Source organism: Psychrobacter sp. UBA6766, from assembly GCF_002453355.1.
Taxonomy (GTDB): Bacteria; Pseudomonadota; Gammaproteobacteria; order Pseudomonadales; family Moraxellaceae; genus Psychrobacter.
The window spans coordinates 64,646-84,858 of sequence record NZ_DKGQ01000051.1 but is presented as its reverse complement, the minus strand read 5'-3'; the positions used below and the strand labels follow the sequence as shown (position 1 = coordinate 84,858).

12 protein-coding genes, 3 pseudogenes and 1 other annotated feature are annotated in these 20,213 nt (G+C 42.3%); of the genes and pseudogenes, 11 read left to right on the top strand and 4 right to left on the bottom strand.

Annotated features, from left to right (window positions below):
* Nucleotides 1–219 precede the first annotated feature (219 nt).
* Nucleotides 220–654, top strand: a complete 435-nt coding sequence (locus B4K26_RS11345; RefSeq protein ID WP_296245602.1) for a hypothetical protein — start codon at nt 220–222, stop codon at nt 652–654.
* Between the two features lie 65 nt (nt 655–719).
* On the opposite strand, the pseudogene B4K26_RS11340 reads toward B4K26_RS11345, so the two are convergent.
* Nucleotides 720–1,938 (bottom strand): annotated as a pseudogene (locus B4K26_RS11340) (IS3 family transposase).
* Nucleotides 1,547–1,663: a sequence feature (AL1L pseudoknot), on the bottom strand. Its footprint overlaps the pseudogene before it by 117 nt.
* Before the next feature lie 487 nt (nt 1,939–2,425).
* Between B4K26_RS11340 and B4K26_RS11335 the strand changes: the two are divergent.
* From B4K26_RS11335 to B4K26_RS11305, 7 genes and pseudogenes are all read left to right on the top strand, one after another.
* A pseudogene (locus tag B4K26_RS11335) lies at nt 2,426–2,923 on the top strand (NAD(P)-dependent oxidoreductase); the annotation flags it as partial.
* A 6-nt stretch (nt 2,924–2,929) separates the two neighbouring features.
* The gene (locus tag B4K26_RS11330) at nt 2,930–3,322 is read left to right on the top strand and encodes an NAD-binding protein (protein WP_296245607.1); all 393 of its coding nucleotides are present in this window, start codon (nt 2,930–2,932) and stop codon (nt 3,320–3,322) included.
* Entirely contained in the window at nt 3,323–4,864 is a 1,542-nt protein-coding gene (locus tag B4K26_RS11325; protein ID WP_296245601.1) for an aldehyde dehydrogenase family protein, read from the top strand.
* An 18-nt stretch (nt 4,865–4,882) separates the two neighbouring features.
* A complete protein-coding gene (locus B4K26_RS11320) occupies nt 4,883–6,046 on the top strand; it encodes a M20 aminoacylase family protein (RefSeq protein WP_296245600.1) in 1,164 nt (387 codons plus the stop codon).
* Nucleotides 6,047–6,095: 49 nt separating this feature from the next.
* Entirely contained in the window at nt 6,096–7,409 is a 1,314-nt protein-coding gene (locus B4K26_RS11315) for a DUF3100 domain-containing protein (protein ID WP_313630953.1), read from the top strand.
* A gap of 237 nt (nt 7,410–7,646) precedes the next feature.
* Entirely contained in the window at nt 7,647–8,678 is a 1,032-nt protein-coding gene (gene tdh, locus B4K26_RS11310; protein ID WP_296245599.1) for an L-threonine 3-dehydrogenase, read from the top strand.
* 17 nt (nt 8,679–8,695) lie between these two features.
* Nucleotides 8,696–9,888, top strand: a pseudogene (locus tag B4K26_RS11305) (glycine C-acetyltransferase).
* Between the two features lie 485 nt (nt 9,889–10,373).
* Here B4K26_RS11305 and B4K26_RS11295 read toward each other — a convergent pair.
* The 3 genes from B4K26_RS11295 to B4K26_RS11285 form a co-directional block, all read right to left on the bottom strand.
* The gene (locus B4K26_RS11295; RefSeq protein ID WP_296245594.1) at nt 10,374–11,279 is read right to left on the bottom strand and encodes a LysR family transcriptional regulator; all 906 of its coding nucleotides are present in this window, start codon (nt 11,277–11,279) and stop codon (nt 10,374–10,376) included.
* A gap of 720 nt (nt 11,280–11,999) precedes the next feature.
* Complete coding sequence (locus tag B4K26_RS11290) at nt 12,000–12,566, bottom strand: hypothetical protein (RefSeq protein WP_296245593.1); 567 nt, start codon at nt 12,564–12,566, stop codon at nt 12,000–12,002.
* A gap of 69 nt (nt 12,567–12,635) precedes the next feature.
* Entirely contained in the window at nt 12,636–13,121 is a 486-nt protein-coding gene (locus tag B4K26_RS11285; RefSeq protein ID WP_296245592.1) for a hypothetical protein, read from the bottom strand.
* Nucleotides 13,122–13,600: 479 nt separating this feature from the next.
* On the opposite strand from B4K26_RS11285, the gene B4K26_RS11280 reads away from it, so the two are divergent.
* Genes B4K26_RS11280 through B4K26_RS11270 form a run of 3 tightly spaced genes read left to right on the top strand, consistent with a single transcriptional unit; the run spans nt 13,601 to nt 19,689 of the window.
* Nucleotides 13,601–14,170: a hypothetical protein gene (locus tag B4K26_RS11280; protein WP_296245591.1), complete on the top strand. Its 570-nt coding sequence runs from the start codon at nt 13,601–13,603 to the stop codon at nt 14,168–14,170.
* Nucleotides 14,157–16,469 (top strand): hypothetical protein, encoded by a 2,313-nt coding sequence (locus tag B4K26_RS11275; protein ID WP_296245590.1) that lies wholly within the window; start codon nt 14,157–14,159, stop codon nt 16,467–16,469. The genes B4K26_RS11280 and B4K26_RS11275 overlap by 14 nt, the downstream gene beginning before the upstream one ends.
* The gene (locus B4K26_RS11270; RefSeq protein WP_296245589.1) at nt 16,462–19,689 is read left to right on the top strand and encodes a site-specific integrase; all 3,228 of its coding nucleotides are present in this window, start codon (nt 16,462–16,464) and stop codon (nt 19,687–19,689) included. The genes B4K26_RS11275 and B4K26_RS11270 overlap by 8 nt, the downstream gene beginning before the upstream one ends.
* Nucleotides 19,690–20,213 lie beyond the last annotated feature (524 nt).

Sequence of the window (20,213 nt, the reverse complement as noted above, 5' to 3'; positions counted from 1 at the left end):
GGTTTCTTCAGCATAGCTCAGTCCATGAATTTGATAGCATGGATCAACGTTGAAGTGATTGATTTCTTTCGGCAAGATAGCCCAAGTTAATGTCTACGGATTTGACAGCAGAGGTAATATGACCTATCCCATTATGGGTTTTTTCTTATTAGTGATAATTGGGGTGAAAAATCACTAATTGATCTAAGGTTCAAAACAGCGCCAAGTTTCTTACTCGGTTTGCAAACGACTGAAAAAACTATCAAGCAATTTGATATGGTGGACGGCATTATTATTTGCCAGTCTGATGAAGTGCAACAAGTCATGAATATGTTTAAAACTACTTTCAACGAATTTATGGGTAATGACCCTGCAGATATTAAAAAGGCGCTAAGTTTTGCGAAACTTGCTAAGTTTATACAAGCTAGCGTACTAGAAATGTCTAAATCAGACCAAGCACGCAGTCAGATCATTGATCAGATTCCTAAAGATATCACTATAAAAGATATGATGTTTAAAGCTGAAAGTAACCGCCATTTTACGTTTGATGAGTTTGAAATTGTATTGGATACTATTGATAATATGGGTATAGAGGATGAACATATTTTCTATAGTACAGAAGTTTTCGATAAGCCTAAGTGCTGTTGGATGGGTATGATATATATGGTTGAGTAGTGTCATAGTGAACAACTAATTTAGACTGAACCGCCCCGACTATATCGGAGGCTGATTTACTTGAGTTAGGCAGCCATGCCTGACGGATTAAGGTTATCATAATACCGCTTTTCAAACTCAAAAGGTGACACATAGCCAATCGTATTATGCAGCCTTGTTTTATTAAACCAGTCTACCCATTCAAGGGTTGCTAATTCAACATCGTTGACGCCAGTCCAATCCTCCTTTAAATAATCAATAGCCTTGGACTTGTACAGTCCATTGACCGTCTTAGCTAAGGCATTGTCGTACGAATCGCCTGTGGTGCCAACAGAGGCAATCACGCTAGAGTCAGCCATCCTAGAGGTGTAGCGGATAGACAAGTACTGAACCCCTCTATCACTATGATGAATCACATCTTTGGGATTGTTTCTATCTGCTATTGCTTGATTAAGTGCTGCCATTACCATATCGGTGTTCATGCAATTAGATACCTTCCAGCCCACGATAGTGCGTGCAAACACATCAATGATAAAGGCGGTATACACCCAGCCGCTTGTCGTCTTGATATAAGTAAAATCAGCCACCCACAGCTGGTTAGGGCGATAAGCGTAAAGTTACGATTGACTAGGTCGTCAGCACGCTTTTGGTCGTCACGGCTGTTGGTGGTTATCTTACCTTTGCCGCGCCAGACGCCTTGCAGACCATGCTGTCTCATTAATCGCTCAACCGTGCAGCATGCGATATGGATACTATCCGCTTTCATCTGTTGCCAGACTTTACGCGCACCGTAGCGGCACTTGCTGTCCTGCCAGATGCGCCTGATTTCACTGATGTAGAAGTCGTCATGTTGACTGCGTAATGAGCGCTTGTCAGGGCAGCTCTCCAAGTCTTTAGCACGATAATAGGTTGATGGGGCAATCGGTAGGACTCTACAAATTGACTCGAGCCCGTATTTCTGCTTGTGATCATCAATAAACTGAACCATTGTTTCAGTTAGCGGTCGAGCTCCGCCTGGGCGAAAAAAGCCACAGCTTTCCTGATAATCTCGTTGGCTTGCTTGAGCTCTTTGTTCTCGCGTTCAAGCTCTTTGATGCGCTCTTTATCACTTTGAGCTTGCACTGAGGCAGGAATGGTTTGATCGATGTGCTTTTTATGCCAAGACCGCAGGGTCTCAGGAGTACAACCAATCTTAGGGGCAATGGCTTAAATCGCTGACCAGTTGGATGGATAGTCGCCCGCTGCTTCAATCAGCATACGAACGGGGCGTTCTTTAATTTCGGGAATGTAGTTTCGTGTTTTCATTGTCGTATACTCTCAGAAAGTTGAGTCTCCGACAATCTCGGGGCGGTTCATATTGTGTAACTGCCTTTTATATTAAATAGTTACTAATATGAGACCATCCTATATCCTATTCTTAAGGCCTTTCATTATCATCCTGCCTTATCACTATACTATTCAAGATCTGTCATTATCAATTAACTGGCTAAGGCAACCGAGCTGGTAATTATCCAGGCCTTATACTGGGTGTTAGCATTCATTTAGATAATCATATCCATGCAAAATTCCGAATACAAAGTTTGCAAAGACAGCGTTATCAAAGCCAAGCCACCAATTATAGTAAACTGTTTACAGTTATATTAACGATTACTCATCAATCTTGATCAATGAAAGATGAGGGCGAATCTATTTCGCTGCTTAATTTAGTGTTGCCTTTATTAGAACATAAAAGATCTTTTGTTATGGTTCTTCTTAATGGCTTACTAGTCATAATGAAACTGACAGAAAATACAAGACTAAAGGAATAGGCATGAATAAAAAAACTATAGGTATCGTCGGGTTAGGCCGTATGGGTAACGGTATGGCTCAGTCTTTGCTTCGCGAAGGTTTTAATGTGTTCGGCACGGACATAGGAGAAAGCCAACGGAAAGCTGCCGAGGAAATCGGTGTGAGTGTCGTTGCAGATATCAAAGCACTGTGTGCTGAAACTAGCGTCATCATTCTATCTTTGCCAATGGCAAAGCATGTACAAGCAGTGATTAAGGGGAAAGATGGCATTATCGATCATGCTAAGCCCAAAACCTTAATTATTGACACCTCTACCTCAGAATCAGAATTGACGCGAGCACTCTCGACGGAGCTAGATCAATTGGGCCATCAGTTATTGGACTGCCCTGTCAGTGGCGGTCCAGCGGGTGCTGAGGCCGGTACAATGGTCATGGTGGTTGGTGGTGAACGTAACGCCCTTGAACGTGCCCAATTGTATCTGGACGCCTTAAGCTCAAAAGTGGTCTATATGGGAGAGTCTGGCAATGGACATGCGGCTAAACTCATTAATAATCTTCTGTGTGCTGCACATCTCGTGACCACTGCTGAAGCAATCGCTTTGGGTACCAAGGTAGGACTTGATCCTGAAGATCTTATTGCTGGTTTGAATGCTGGCTCAGGCCGTAGTGCGATCAGTGAAGTGAACTTCCCTCGTTGGATTCTCAATCAAGGTTTTGATTCTGGTTTCACTATGGAGCTGATGCGTAAAGACGTGCGTCTAGCAAAAAATATGATTGGTCAGATGGGATTAGAGTTGCCTTTGGCGCAACAGGTAGCCGAAATTTGGTCGCAAAGCGAAGCAAACATACCTGATCAGGATGACTTTAACTGTATTGTAAAAAGTGCTGGCTTAGGAGAATAAATGATGAGTTTTATCGTAGAAGGAAATGGCCAGCAGCAAGTTGGCATATTGCTTAATGAACTACTGGGTACTTCTGAATTTGGTAGCTGGGTTAATGGAGAACTGGTGAGAGGTAATGGAAGCAACATCGATCTGACTAACCCAGCGACTGGTCTGGTGTTTTTAACCTATCGTGATGCGGGAAAAGATATTGTTGCTAATGCCGCTGATGCTGCTATAAAAGCTCAAAAAGAATGGTGGACAATGACTGCCAGTGCAAGAGGTCAATTAATGTGGAAGTGCGGCATGAAAATACGCGAAGCCGCAGAATCTCTGGCACGCTTAGAGTGTATCTCTGCAGGTAAGCCTATTCGTGATTGCCGAGTTGAAGTGGCGAAAGTTGCAGATATGTTTGAATACTATGCTGGTTGGTGTGACAAAATTATGGGACAAGTTATTCCCGTACCAACTACTCACTTAAACTATACTCGTCATGAGCCTTATGGTGTAGTGACTCAAATCACGCCTTGGAACGCGCCTATATTTACCGGAGGCTGGCAGATTGCGCCTGCCATCTGTGCAGGAAATGCCGTCTTACTGAAACCATCTGAATTAACCCCACTAAGCACAACGGCACTCGTTAAAATTCTTGAGCAAGCAGGTATCCCGCGTGGTTTGGTAAACGTCATTAATGGGCTGGGACACACTACTGGTACTGCTGCCATTGCTCATCCGGCAACTAAAAAGGTGGTTTTTGTTGGGTCACCAAAGACTGGTGCTCTCATTGCTTCGGCATCTGCGCAACGTGTCATTCCTTGCGTGTTGGAGTTGGGCGGAAAGTCAGCCAATATCATTTATCCAGATGCTGATCTTGACCGTGCGGTAGTGGGCGCGCAAGCTGCTGTGTTTTCTGCTGCTGGACAGAGCTGTGTATCGGGTGCTCGATTATTGGTCCATCGTGATGTTTATCAAGAGGTCGTGGAACGTGTGGCCTCAGCAGCCGGTAAGTTACCTGTGGGTTTACCCTGGGATGAAAGGACAATGGTGGGACCGATTAATAATCAAAAACAGTTTAATCACGTACACTCGTTAGTTTCTGACGGTATTGCTGAAGGTGCGGTTGTTGCTGCAGGCGGAAAGCCGGGAGAAATCTGTGGCGGTGAAAACGGTTATTTTTATCAGCCAACCGTTTTGGCCAATGTGAAAAATGACATGCGAGTCGCACAAGAAGAGATTTTTGGACCTGTGGTTTCTGTTATTTCATTTGATGAAGAAGAAGAAGCTGTTGCGATAGCAAATGACAGTCGGTTTGGTTTAGCGGGCGCTGTTTGGACGGCTGATATCGGCCGCGCGCATCGTACGGCCGCACAGGTAAATGCAGGAACTTTTTGGGTAAATAGCTATAAATCAATCAACGTTATGTCGCCGTTCGGTGGTTTTGGTGAGAGCGGCTATGGTCGATCAAGTGGCTACGAAGGTTTACTCGAATATACACAGACCAAAAGTGTGTGGGTCGAAACAGCAAAAGATTCTGCTATTCAATTTGGTTATTCAATCCAATAGTACGTAAGGAGAAAATGAATGTTAATTAACGAAACCCTACTAGGCGAAGTCAAACAGTGGCGTAAGCAGATTCATAGTCAACCAGAGCTTGGTTTTAAAGAGTTCAAGACGTCATCATTTATCATCGATAAGTTACAGTCCTTTGGGATTGAGGTGCATCAAGGATTGGGCGGTACTGGGGTTGTCGGTACTTTAAAGAACGGCTCAGGTCCAACTATTGGAATACGAGCTGATATTGACGCTCTACCAATAAAAGAGCAAAACGACATTGATCATAAATCTACTCATGAAAATTGTATGCATGCCTGTGGTCATGATGGTCATACTTCAGTTCTGCTTGGTACGGCAAAGCATCTTAGTCAACACAAAGATTTTAGCGGAACGATTCATTTTATATTTCAACCTGCTGAAGAAGTGCTAGGCGGTGCAAAAGCAATGATTGATGATGGGTTGTTTGATAAGTTTCCTATGGACGCCGTCTACGGGTTACATAACTGGCCAGGCCTACCTGTGGGAGAGATTGCGGTCAATAACGGACCTATGATGGCGTCCTTTGATACCTTTGAGGTTACTTTGACTGGTAAAGGCACTCATGCAGCTATGCCACATTTAGGGGCTGATCCTATAGCAGCAGGAGCGGCATTGATCACTAATATTCAGTCTATTATCTCTCGTCGAATATCTCCCCTCAAATCAGGCGTTATTAGCGTAACGCAGATGAATAGTGGTGATACTACTAATGTCATCCCTGATTACGCCATTCTAAAAGGTACAGTGCGTAGCTTTGATATGGACGTGCGTCAATCTATGCAGGATATGCTGACAGAAATGGTGACAACTCTACCTCCTTTATATGGCGTCACAGGCGAGATTGACTATCATGTCCGCTACCCAGTAACCACTAATGACACGCAGGCCTATCTTGAAATTAAGGAAGCTGCTACTAAAGTGTTAGGTGCTGATAAAGTAAATACTAATATAGAGCCATCAATGGCTTCTGAAGATTTTTCATTCATGAGTCAAGTCGTTAAAGGCGCTTATTTTTGGTTAGGTGTTGATGGTAGTAGCCCCTCTAAGCCTCTGCATAATGCATCTTATGATTTTAATGACGATGCTATTGAGACAGGTATTAAAGTATGGGTATCTTTGGTTGAGTCTCAACTACCAAAGGTTTCTGCATAAACCAAATAATAAAAAAACGTAGACATCATAAAATGCAAAAGGAATTGCTATGAATAACACCAGTGTTCTATCAAGTACAATGACGAAGCACTTATTTGATTGGAAGCTGCATTTACTAGTGATTATCACATCACTGCTTGCAGAATGGATAGGGATCATTAAGATTCCAATTGGTATTGGTACATTAGTGTTACTGCCTTTACTATACGCATTCATATTTACAATATTGTTGAACCCCAACGTTATACCCTCAATGAAAGCTGTAATTTCCAGGGATAGAGCAAAATTTGCAAGCTATGCTGTTCTTCTAAGTATCATGCCGTTTATTGCAAAATTTGGCGTTGGCGTCGGCCCTAAAGTCGAAGAAATAATAGCCGCAGGTCCCGCCCTTTTACTACAAGAATTAGGAAATGTAGCTACTGCCCTTATAGCATTACCTGTTGCTGTATTGGTGTTTGGAATGGGAAGAGAAGCTATTGGTGCCACTCACTCAATTGCTCGTGAGCCTAATATTGCGCTAATTGCGGATAAGTATGGACTGCAGAGCCCCGAAGGTATCGGTGTAATGGGTGTCTATGTAATGGGTACTTTGTTTGGCGCGATTTACTTCTCATTAATGGCGGGTATTATTGCTTCTATGGATATCATGGATATTCGTGCGTTGGCAATGGCTTGTGGTATTGGTAGTGGCAGTATGATGGGTGCCTGTTCGGCAGCGCTCGCAGAAACCGTACCTGCTCAAGCAGAAACTATCACTGCATTTGCAGCGACCTCTAACTTACTGACTTACGCGACAGGGCTATTCGTCAGTTTATTTGTTGCCCTACCATTCACAGAGTTTTTATATAAAGTTACTAGCAAGTTTAAGAAAAATGACAATACCACTGCTACACAAACAGATTTTGGTGCAAAGATACCAGAGCAATCTATTTTATCAGTATGGCAGTCTTTATCTCTATTAGCTGTTATCTGTATAGTTCTATTACTCAGTAATTGGGTAGGACAAGGTGTCAATCCAATCTCTGCGCTACCTGCCATGTTGATTCTATTCGCTTGTTGTATCGTTGGCGTCTTATTAAAGGAAATTATTCCTGTCAATATCCCCGCTATCGCTTGGATATCAATTGTGGCTATTTTGATATCTTTGCCACAGTTTCCAATGAGTGAGTATGTCTTAGTAGAAACAGATAAGTTAGGTGTATTACAACTCATTACTCCTGTGCTTGCTTACGCAGGGTTTGCAATTTCTCAGATGGAAGTCAATTTGTTTAAAAAATCTGGATTTAAAATTGCAGTGGTTGCCTTACTTACCTTTACTGGTACTTTCCTAGGATCGGCTATCGTGGCACAAATCATGTTGTGAACGGCGCGAAGTCGTTCATTTCGATGTTCACAGTTACGAACATCGGGTACATATTGCTGAAAGTCTGATAGAAACATTAGGAGCTATGCTCAGCGTACTTGACATCTTTAAGATTGACCTTGGCACATCAAGTTCATATACGAGTCGATTGATGTACGCTATCGCATAATGCAACTTGCATTTTATTGATTGCCTGATGATGAGTCGGCTCAGTCATATCAAAAAGGATTTCATACTATGAAAGCGCTCGTCAAAAGTGAAGCAAAACCTGGCCTTTGGCTGAAAGATGTTCCTGAACCAGACGTTGGTATCAATGACGTGTTAGTGCGTGTGCTACGCACCGCCATCTGTGGCACCGATCTGCATATCTATAAATGGGACAGCTGGGCGCAGGAGACCATTCCCGTGCCAATGGTTGTTGGCCACGAATTCGTAGGCGAGATCGTCAGAGTCGGATCCAACGTCAATGACTTCCGTCCGGGTCAGATTGTATCTGGTGAAGGCCACGTCGTGTGCGGCCGCTGTCGCAATTGTCTGGCCGGCCGGCGGCATCTCTGCGCCCATACCAGCGGGATTGGCGTCGATCGACAAGGTGCGTTTGCTGAATACGTTGCGCTGCCCATGTCCAACGTCTGGGAGCACCGTCCGGGTATCGACCTGGATGTAGCCTCGCTGTTCGATCCGTTCGGTAACGGTGCTCATACTGCGCTTCAGTTCCCACTGCTCGGCGAAGACGTTCTCATTACCGGCGCCGGTCCGATCGGTGTCATGGCAGCGGCTGTGTGTCGGCACGCTGGCGCCCGCCATGTGGTGGTAACCGACGTAAACCCGAAGCGACTAGAGCTGGCTACAACGCTTGGCGCTACAAGGGTGGTGGACGTTAGCCGCGAGAAACTTGGCGATGTACAGCAGTCGCTCGGAATGACAGAGGGCTTCGATGTTGGTCTGGAAATGTCCGGCAATGCGTCGGCTTTCAGAGATATGATTGCGAGCATGTGCCATGGCGGCAAGATTGCCATGCTCGGCATACCGGAGCAGGACCTAAGCATTGACTGGAACCTGGTCATATTCAACATGCTCACAATCAAGGGTATTTACGGCCGCGAGATGTACGAAACTTGGTACAAAATGTCGGTCATGATTGATTCAGGCCTTGATCTGAAACCGGTCATCTCGCATCGGCTGCATTTCAGCGAGTTTCAGCAGGGTTTCGATGCGCTGCTTGCCGGTAATGCGAGCAAAGTCGTGCTTGATTGGTCTGAAGTTTAAAGAAAAGGAGAACTGACATGTACGGAGATTTTCAGCAGCACCTGAACCAGGAGCTTGATTCCATCAAGGCCGAAGGGCTTTATAAAACTGAACGAGCACTGACTTCGCCACAGGATTCGCGAGTTGGTGTTGAAGGCTTGGTCGGGGCGAAAATACTCAATCTTTGCGCCAACAACTATCTTGGCCTTGCCCAGCATCCTAATGTGCAGGAAGCAGCACGGCAGGGCTTGGACGAATGGGGCTACGGTATGGCTTCAGTGCGCTTCATCTGCGGCACTCAAACACTACACAAAACCCTCGAACACAGGCTCAGCGATTTCCTCGGCTTGGAAGACACAATTGTATATCCCTCCTGCTTCGATGCGAACGGTGGGCTGTTCGAAACCTTGCTGGGGCCAGAAGACGCCATTATTTCTGATGCCCTTAATCACGCTAGCATCATAGACGGCATACGGCTGTGCAAGGCCAGCCGCTATCGATATGCTAACAACGACATGGCCGATCTGGAGAGGCAGCTGCAGCTTGCTGATGCAAACGGCGCTCGCTTCAAGCTGATCACCAGCGATGGCGTCTTTTCAATGGATGGCTACATCGCAAAGCTGGACCAGATCTGTGATCTTGCCGACAAATATGGAGCGCTCGTACATTTCGACGACTGCCATGCCACTGGCTTTATCGGTGAACAGGGCAGGGGGACTCATGAGTACCGTGGATGTATGGATAGAGTCGACATCACAACGGGTACTTTGGGCAAAGCGCTTGGTGGAGCAAGCGGTGGCTACACTAGCGGCCGTCGAGAAATCGTGGAGCTGCTCAGGCAGCGCTCGCGCCCTTACCTGTTTTCCAACAATGTTGCACCTCCGGTAATCGCTGGTGCACTCAAGGCCCTTGACCTGGTTATGGATTCAAGTGCCTTGCGCCACCAACTTCGCGAGAACACCGCAAGATTCAGGGACTGGAAGAACTGGGCTTTGAGCTGCTACCTGGCGAGCATCCGATTGTTCCGGTGATGTTGCATGATGCCGCACTCGCGGCGCGCTTCGCGGAGGCCTTACAGAAAGAAGGAGTATATGTGGTCGCATTTTCCTTCCCTGTCGTGCCGAAAGGCCAAGCGCGCATTCGGACGCAAATGAGTGCGGCGTTGACAGCGAAAGATATCGATACGGCGATTGCTGCGTTTGGCAGGGTCAAGGCTGAGCTGATTGACTGATCAATTGAGCGATAGTATTGAATAATGGTGTTAACAACGATTTGCATTAAATTTTTTGACTGACTTCTACAGGCTAATCTAGGAAAGTCATTAATGTATGTTCGCAACTGCAGCGCCATTATCGAACAGCTTATGTCAGACCTTGCTGAGATAAAAATTATCGTCCAGCGATTCGATGGACGGAATGAATTTCTCGGTGTAGCCAGCGACCGCCTTTCCTAAGAGCCGCTGACTCAGATTATTGATTGCCCACTCCCAATCTGGGGCTGCAAACAGTTCGGCAGCCCCACGACATGTCCCTAGTCACGAAGTCGCTTTCACAGAGCGAGAGCACCGTATTCAGTCTAGCATCGATGGCATATTCGATGTCGAGATCGCTCTGCAGCATCTCCGGCAACGATAAGGACGGGCGCAAATATCGATGGCGCATCACAGCTGTCTCAAAATAGCTCCCAGCAACTCGATTTTGCCAGTGTGCAGCCCGCTTACAAAGCTTTCATCCATAACTTCAGGTGCTGTAGTAATTCATGTGGGCCTTGGGATAGATGACGTCCCAACCGAGTTACAATATGAGCTTCACCGCTTGACAGCAGCTTATTGTCTATAGGGACTGCTATCAAATGTCCGTCTTCCACTTCTTTAGACACCACAAAATACGGTAGAAAGGTAAACCCCATATTTGAGCGGGCAAAATTCTTTAGTACAGAGAATGAATCAGTGGTTAGGATAGGGTTAAATCGAATCTTTTGTTGAAATTCGGCCATCGCTAGTAACTGACGTACGCCAAAACGACTTTCAGCCAGCCCCACTGGGAATTCTAGAAGCTCCTTCAACTGCACCGGTTTATTTCGATTGGCTAAAGGGTGGTCGGGCGAAACAATAATATACATTGGCTGACAACTGACAACCTGTGAGCGGATACGCGGATGACTGCTGGAATGGAACACTAGCCCAATATGCGCTTCATCTTCTTCAACCTGACGAATCACTTCGTTTGTTCCACCAGTACTGATTGAAAGCGTTAGCTCCGGATATAGACGGGCAAACTGAGATAGTGGGCCCAACATCAAATCCCCAACAAAACCATCACCCATTGCTAACTTTATATGACCCCGCTGTAATCCCAATAACGCCTGTAATTTGGAAACACAAGTCTCTTCAGCGGAGAGCGATTCCCGATAAAACTGCAAGAGAATACTACCAGCTTCTGTCGGCGTTACTCCTTTGCGATGCCGTTCAATAAGAACGCATGATAACTCTTCCTCTAACAGAGATATTTGTCGGCTGATGGCCGAGGGAGCAATATTAAGCTTATCTGCTGCACCCCGGATCGTGCCCATAGTTACAGCCTCATAAAGATAGGATAACCGCTTTCCATTAATCTCTGTCATTGCTTTCTCTTGGTCTCATTTTTAAGGGCAGCACTTTAAACCATGTATGGAGCAAAAACCCCAACATTCACATGGCTACCTGATAAAATTGTATCTAATAGTTTATCGTGTACGTATTATGAATACTAGCTTGAGCACTTATAAGACAGAGTCTTTTTATAGTTTTGGTTAGTACCGGTATGGTTGTAAGTGCTATTTATAGACCTGTAATACCATAGATATTGCTACCTATCAGATATTATGTCATAGATATCAATTAACTCTATAAAAGAACAATATCTAGAAATATCCTATTTACTACACTGCGGCGAAGACCAAAAATCTATGTTTTTCGTATCTGGTAGATAAAAGTATGAGCGTCAGAAAGCTGCTATATTTCTTCAAAAGCGACTATAAGGTGAGGGAAATATTATTCTGTGTCAACAAGTTTGCCTTTATTCCATTTGGCTTTCTAGTTGAACAGGATCTGTATTGCTATGCCTAGATGTTTAGCAGACACTGCAAAATTACTATTATTAGTCGATAATATCTTGAATACTTCAACGTCGTAGATTCTCACTTATCATGATAAGTAGTTTAAACTTGCTCGTAAATTTTTTTCAATATATCTTGTGAATATATCACTCATAGCCCGTAACGGTATTTCGATTACTATTATTATCGAAATACCGTTACGGGTAAATTTGACACCATAGATCAGAATTATTCGAAAGATATCATTTACCAAAATTCACAAGTAATCGTCTTATTTTTAGGGTCGTAAGTAGCCCCTCTTTTTTCCATCTCACCCCAGTATTCCATGGTTCGAGTTTGGAAGTTCGACGTAATAGTAGATACGTTCGCATTGGATGAAAACTTTAAAACGTTTTCACCACCTGATGATTCAGGTATAAAACTGAATGTATACTCAACTAGAGGCAGACCTCGGTAGGTAACGCCTTTATCAAAAATTACCCGATATTCAGTATATGGTTCACCTTTCTTCATTTTTACATCTTTTATAGTATTTCGATATTCTGATAACCATTGTGGCTTTGGCTTAACAAAGTCACCAGAAGCTTTTTTACCTCTAATACTGTCTGTAAATGCTGTGTCTTTAGCAGCAATCTTTTTATAAGGTGGCTTTTCACCAGAACAGGCATCTTCCATCCAACCAAATACATGAACCATATCATTGCCTTTATAGCTGCTGATACTTTTAGAAGAGTTAGGAGCAGCTAGGGTAGTTGTAGATAGTAAAGATGCAGTCGCTAATAAGGCCAAAGAAGTTATAGATATGGAATTCATAATTGCTCCAGTAGATAAATATAGGTAGTTAAAGTACAGAGTAAAGAACGCATTATAGCCAAATACTTGTTAGGAGATGCTGCTAATAAATTCATAAGGTACGCAGAAAGCAGTGTCTTTTTTGATGTATTTGAAACATTGTAAAACATCAGAAAATTTAGGGTTTTTCTTCTCATAGCGACTCTCTATTTCTTTATCAGAGATTTTTTTAAATGTTTTATGATGCAAATTTATAATTTCTGCTGCATTACCGTTGACTGAAATACTTTCTTTTAAATTTTGGACGTTTCCGTTTTTATCAAAGTCAAACGTAGCATTATTGACGGTACGATAAGTACTACCATTAGGCAGTTTAAAATTTAGTTGGCTAATGGCATAACTCATGCTCCCTCCTACTGAACCATCGTAAGTACAAGACTTTGCAACAACCTTCTTCTTACTAATAGAGTCAACGGTGGTGCATTTGGTACTGCCATTAACGTCACCCATGCCGGCAATAGCATTAATAGAAAGTAACAACAATGGAGTAACCATCAGTGTTTTTGTGAGCTTCATGAATATATCCTTTTGTGAATTTTAATTTCAGACAAAGTAAATGATGGCTTTGCTGATGAGTTGATTATAGCTTCTAAAATACTGGTTATTTTTTTAACCGACGAACGGTTGCTAATCGAATTTGAACTCCTAAGGCATATCCCCGTTTTTAGTAGTTAAGACTATTAGTCGGTTTCAGAGCTTAAGAGGGTCAAGTAATGAAACAGAACAAGATGGTTTCAAAATTTTTTTTACTGAGTAATGGTTTCGTGTTTTTAGTATAAACCCCAACTTTGAGCTATTCACCTAAATAAAAGTGCAGATTAAAAAAAGACCTTTTAAGTCATGAAAAATATGGCTTAAAAGGTCTTTTTTATTTTTAAATTACGTAGATTTTATGATGCTTGAAAATAATAAGTATATTTCTATAACAGCTAAATTAAAGGATTTGACACCCGATAGCTTATAACATAATATAATTCACTATTACTGTGAAAATAATGAATACTATTCATCTAAAACCTACTCAGAAGTTTTTAACTTTTGATAAAAGAAATTTGGTTATACATACAGATGCGCAAAAAGCATTGACAGTTTGGCAGCAGTTTAGACCAAGAATAGCTAGTATAAATATGGCTAGCTTGGATGGTTATTATCGACCACCACTACGTTTGGTAACTGATAAAAACGAGACTTATTATTTTTTTAATGAGTTTAGAAGGTTCGATAAAATTCTTATAGAAGAGACCAGTTTACGTCAGCCTTGCTTAGTTGCTGCTGAAAGCCTGAGAGATATTAAGCGCTTAGCTTGGAGTGAGGTAGTCGAGCTGGCTTTCTCAAGGGGAATTAATCATCCTGAGTTTCTAAAGGCTTTAAGCTCCAGTGCACCAAAAAGTATTATTTGCGAACTCATGAATATAGAGCGTCTTACGGTAGACAATTATTGTCAGTTCGCAGGTATTAGCCAAAGCGCTTATGAGTATCAACAGTGCAAGGTGGCCAATGATGAGGTGATGCTGGGATTGCCCAAAAATATGAATTGGATGGACACCTCTTATGAATCGCACTAAATTATTTAATGATGTGACTACTAACCGAGTATTAGACAAGCTTATCCCTGTAGACTCGCCCCATCAGTTACAGATATATCAGCTTGCGATTGATGTAATTAGTCTGGTAGCAGATGATGATATTGGTTTAGTGTTTTCGATAACCTATGAAAATCTTAAAGGCTTCACTGATATAGACTGTGAAGATGTGATGAAACAAATCATTCGGCAAGGTAGAACTGGAGAGTGGGCGGTTAGCTATATGCTGATTGTCTTTTATCAGGCGTATGGCGAAGTTGATATAAATAATAATGCTTGGCGGTTTATGAGCGGCTACTTAAAAGTGATATTTATGATCACAGTACGCCACGATAAACACTTTGCCAAAATTGATAAGCTTAGCGTACGGGTTCGTATGGCGCTAAGACCTACTGATCCACAACGTAGGATTCTCGATCAGTTAATCAGTATTCACGCTCAGTGCGATAGCTTGTCCTCATGTTTACCTTATATCAGACAATATGAAGCAAGCGTCAAACAGGAAGAGGCAACAGGTGAAACAACTAACCAATATCTTGCTAGTAAAATCGGTCAAATCAGGTTGGCTTATGAGGTAGCGATTGATAATAAGGCCTTTATTGGTAAAACCTATAACGAGAGTACTAAACGCGTAAAGTTGGCTCAAACCGTCACTAAGACAGTTATGCATATCGATGGTGAGCCACTACAGAGAGTAGTGTTTGGTACGAAACAATTAAAAAAGCACAGTAACGTGGCAATCGCTGAAAATATTGCCGATGACGATGAAGTACCATTGCTAGACAATGACTTTAAGCCCGCCACACAAATCGCTAAATCCTCTGAGCTACAGCAATGGCGATTGAAAAACAACCATCAACACGCCCGCCGTAATCAATTTCACTTCCCAACCAATCATCGTCAGTTGAGTATTACTGGCTACCAAATGCTATTTGCTACGCTTTGGCAACGCTTTATTAGCGAAGATACAGAAGATAAGACTGGATATGCGGTATTACTGCTATCACTACTAAGCGGTCTTAGTATTGATAGCATCATTGCTGATTGGCAATGCAGTCTTAGTCAACGGCAGTATTTTATTTATGACCGGGTCCGTAAAATTAGTTGCATTGCCATCACGATTGATGTGACGACCAATACTCGAAGTCATCTCCTTGCCCACAGACAAAGCTATGGCGGTACCTTTTATCGTGCACTGCCTGAAGCTTTACAGATTATGCTTGAGGATAAAATTACCGTTTCATCCGATACTGTTAAAGCGGCTATCTCTTATGCTAAAGATATGCTTAACCTGCCAGCACTGAGTCCCCAGTATATTGAAGCAGGGCTATTTATCCTTATCAAAAACGAACTTAATAAGCCCTTGCATGCTGACCTGATCACAGGCGTTGATGTAAGGCATAGCTCTGCGCTGTATTACACTAGTACTAAAACGGTAGAGCTAGAGCAAACCTATATAAAAGCAGTAGAGCTGATAACTAAATACTGCAATGATGAGCAAAAAGCACTTTTAATAAATGAGTGTAGCGTACCGATGAACGGGCATAGAAGCCACATTGGTAGTGATATGGCACTAAAGACCACAATGTGCCAGCAGTTCTTTAATCAACTGGCTGTCAGTGCCGAGAGCTTTAATGGGAAGCTAAAATCCCACATGGATCGCTATATTGCGCAGTTTAATAGCTATAGTACTTGGTTGTGGCATATTGTCATGATCCAAACGGGTATCCGCCCAGTCAAGCACGCACCAGGCTTGCTACACCAGTTTGATTGTCAGCGGCGAATGCTATGGGTATCTGACAAAGAAGAGCGTCATGCGCAATCTGATGGCAGGCTCATTCCTCTTAGTAAATTTTTGATAACGGCTATTCAAAACTACATTATTTATATTAAGCAATTTGCCGCTATCTATAATTCATTATGTCCAGCAGCGCCTTATCCCATCAATGACATCTTGCAATCTGAGCGTCCTCTAATTCAGCTCTATAAAAAGAACCCAAAGGGCTTTACTAGCATTACGCCAAGCCAAGTTCGCTACCAGTTGCAAGACTTTTTTAGTCATCAGGATAATTGGCTGCGTCATCAGCTGAGATCTATGCTTACGGGGCGCGTGCCTGACTATCTGATTTGCGCGCTTTACGGTCATGAGCATCCTGATCAAGAATTTATGCATCCGATGTCATCAAGCTCTATCAATCAGCTGCACCAGCTCAGTCCCCATTTAGATGCGATTGCTACAGACCTTCACTTAAAACAAATTGAGGTTCGCCTATATGGATAATATTAGCGCTCATAAACTACGACAGCTGAATAGAGAGGAAGCTAAAAAAAGTATCAAGCATGATGCTAAAGCCCTAATTAAAGAATATATCAATCAATATCCTATGCAATCGCCTTGTGAGCTGCAGCATCATTACGAAGCGATTAACCAGTTACTAGAAGGGACGTTCGACACCGCTCAAAACTTCCAATTGGCGCGGCGGGGATTTTTAGAGTTTGTTCGTGATTATAATAAAACTCACCAGATATATCTTAATGAGCCTGTGGTGCCGATACTGGCAACTCGTGAGCGCTTGACCATTAACTATGATTGGTTTGTTAATGGACGTGCTGTGGCAGACAGTAGCGCTATGATGATAGAGGTTTGGCAACGAAAACGGCGTTTCTCAGTAAACGACTTGGTTGAGGGGTTCCTATATTGCAGCATAATGTACGGCGGTATTAATGACATTGAAGTGCTAAGAGCGCTCTATGATTGGCTGTTTGGTGAGCGCCGTGTGTATAAAATTGACATGCCAGCAACTGATGAAAAAAGTAGGGCAGAGTCATTGGCTGTGATACCGCTTAGGGTATGTGACGATAATTATGGCTGCGCGGCTGATGACAGTGAAAGCTTACACCGTTTTGTTGATTATGTTCCCGACGATATGAGTTTGTGTTTTTTATATGCTATAAAGGATAAAGAGTTAAAAACGGCCAAGATAAAGCCATTTAATACTATAATCAACGATATCTCAAAAACGCTTAAACTTACCAATAAGGATATCGATCGCCCCCAGCACTCACTGCTCATCAAATATGCAAACTACCACTGGCGACAGCTAGAGAGTAGCCTTATTGATGGTGCACTTTCTATCGTTAGGCAAGGCGATATAAAGACGACAGGGCTGCCGACTCATAAGCTTATCTATTATAACCGAGAGCTCATTAAGTCAAATCCTGAGCCACTCGAGTGGTCTGAGTTGTTTGATGTTAGTTATCAGACGGCAGGGAAATCACAAGACAAGAGAAATACCATAGCGTATCCAAGCTTTAGCAAAAACCTGATCAAAGAGCTGCAAGATGCGCTCAAACTAACCAGATTTGCTGCTATCTCTACTATCACAACATTAAAGACAGACGCTAGCCAGCCCAATGTTCAGCGTCTACTGAGCTGGGCGCTGTCTTTACTTGGTGATCATAGCATTCGGCTTAATACCATCAGTAAATACTGCGGTTGTATCGGTCGTGATTGGCTCATGCTAACCATGGATGAAGAGTTAGATGAATGGGAAGGTGAAGATTTTGAAGAGGTATATGAGCAAATTATCCAAAGTAAAATTAAAGATGGTCGTAGAACTTTAGTTTTAAATAAAAGGTCAGAATCGGATGAGGATGAATCTGTTTTAGATAATAAGTGGCCAGATCATGCGGAAGCCGGCTCTGAGCAGAATTGCGATGGTGCTATAAAAGATCAGCCTACAAAAGGTAGTAAGATTTCATATCTAGATAAACTTAAAGATACGCAAAAATTTACCTACGGTCGTCTGAAAGCTTTTCATGATCATCAGCGTACGCACTTTGATGCTCCCTATGTTTATTTCCCATGGGGTAATAATCGTCAAGTGATTAAAGCAAGCATAGTATCACCGCATATTTATTATGCTATGACAGATTATCTCAAATCATCAGCTTTGAAGTCTGATCAGAAACGACTGTGCTTAGTTGTCTTGAGCTTGGCATATCGTACAGGTATGCGTATAAACGAATTAATTGGTATAAAAGTCTCTGATGTGACCGATATCTATACTGACAGCCTCGATAAAAAAGTTGAATTTCCTCAAATATTACTGAGACCCAATCGTTATCGACGACTAAAAAGCAGCAGTGCCAAGCGAATGATACCGATAGACTGTCTACTCAAACCAGATGAATTAGAGCAGCTCCTCAGCTTATATCATTATCAAACCAGACTAAAACAACGCTACTTGTTTTCGCAAGGATCAGGCGATCAGCCATTGCCTCATATGTTTTTTAGTAATTTGATGAAGGTCATGTGGGATCGATTGCTTGGTGATCATGATTTTACTTTTCATAGTCTGCGGCACACGGCAATTAGCCATTTAGCGGTTGTGCTCAATCAGTCACCATTGGCACAGTTATTAACAGATTACGATGCTACGCATTGCACAGCCATCTCCAAAGGGGTTCTGGCATATAACCAAAACCAAGGAGTATGGTTTGGCCTGGCCAGTTTTGCTGGGTATCTAACACCTGATACGACATTTGAGCATTATATTCATACAGCGCATCTGCTGGCAGGTTGGCAAATGAGTGAAGCAAAACTAACGCTACCATTAACGGTTCTAGAGGCGGTCACAAAGATAAACTACCAGACAGTGAATAGAGAGGATGCTAGTGCCTACGATGCTAAAATTAAGCTAGTAATCTTAAGTAAACTACGTCCGTATGTCATAAAGAAGTTAGCTGGTCATAAAACATCTTTATTTGTTAAAGACATAGAACAAAGGAAAGGCTCTGAATCTAGCCAGCAAACAACTGAAAACATAACAGACATAGAGAAATCAGAAGCAAAATCTATTTTAATCCATCCAAAATATCATGATGTGATTGCATTTTTAGAAGAAATACAAGAACTAAAAGTTGAAAAAAGGCTAGAAAAACTAGTAGAGGTTGCTATAAGGCATGGTATCAGTATAACGGAAGCAAAATGTATCTATCACAAGGCAGAGCAAGTATTTACAAATAATAAATTGCTGCTAGGTGCACCGAGAGGACGTAAGAATCAAGAGCTGCTTATCAAATTGCTTGATAGGGTTTACCAGATGTCTATTGAAGAGCCTGAACAGTTAACAGTATTCGTAGAAATATTTTCTAATAAACATAATGTGAAGACATCCTCTCTGCATTTTGGGGTAAAAGAATCACAATTAATAATGCTAAAACAGTTCGTAAGTATAGGAACTAGACTCGTTGATGGCTTGTATTGGCAGATTCGTGCGGATAGCGAGAAGACGGTTATTCATCTTAAAAAGGAGCTAAAGCTGGACAGCAATATACGTACTGGATCTCGTGAAAACTACAAAGGTTATGAAGTCAGAGTAGTACAGAGAAAACGTAGATATTCTGTTAAAAACTTGGCTATGGCGGACAGCTACTATGCTTCTTCGGGACTTCTGAAATACGTAGGCTACTTACTTATGATATTGGTTGAAAAATAGAGCCTTTAGCAACTTTGAATAACTATTTTCTTTAATGTAATTTGCAATAGTCATCAAGCTGACTCATTCAAATAGGTCGTATAAGTATTAACAAGCATACAAATAAGGTGACAGAGCGACAAGTCATAAGTTGAAAGGGTTGTGAGCTGATTTTCGACTTGTATGACTGAAAGGTTGTCACGGATAATATTGCTCTGAACACTATAGAGTATAAAGTTTGTCACGTTGTCACGGTAAAAAAAGAGGAGGGGTGTATGGTGACTAAAACACTCTACCTATTAAGTATTGCAGTTAATGATCACAACGCGTGCCTCACGCATCTGTTAGCATGTTATGAAAGGCTTATTTAAATCAGGAGTAAAACTAAATCAAGTTTAAATGGGAAGGTTAAAACAAAATATGTATTACGTAAATTTAGTTCAGTTTTAGTGGGAAAATAGCTAAATTATAGGCAAATATTTCCTGTTATCTACCGAAAATTATCTGATTATGCGAGAGCTTGCATTATGAAATCAAAGTGTAAG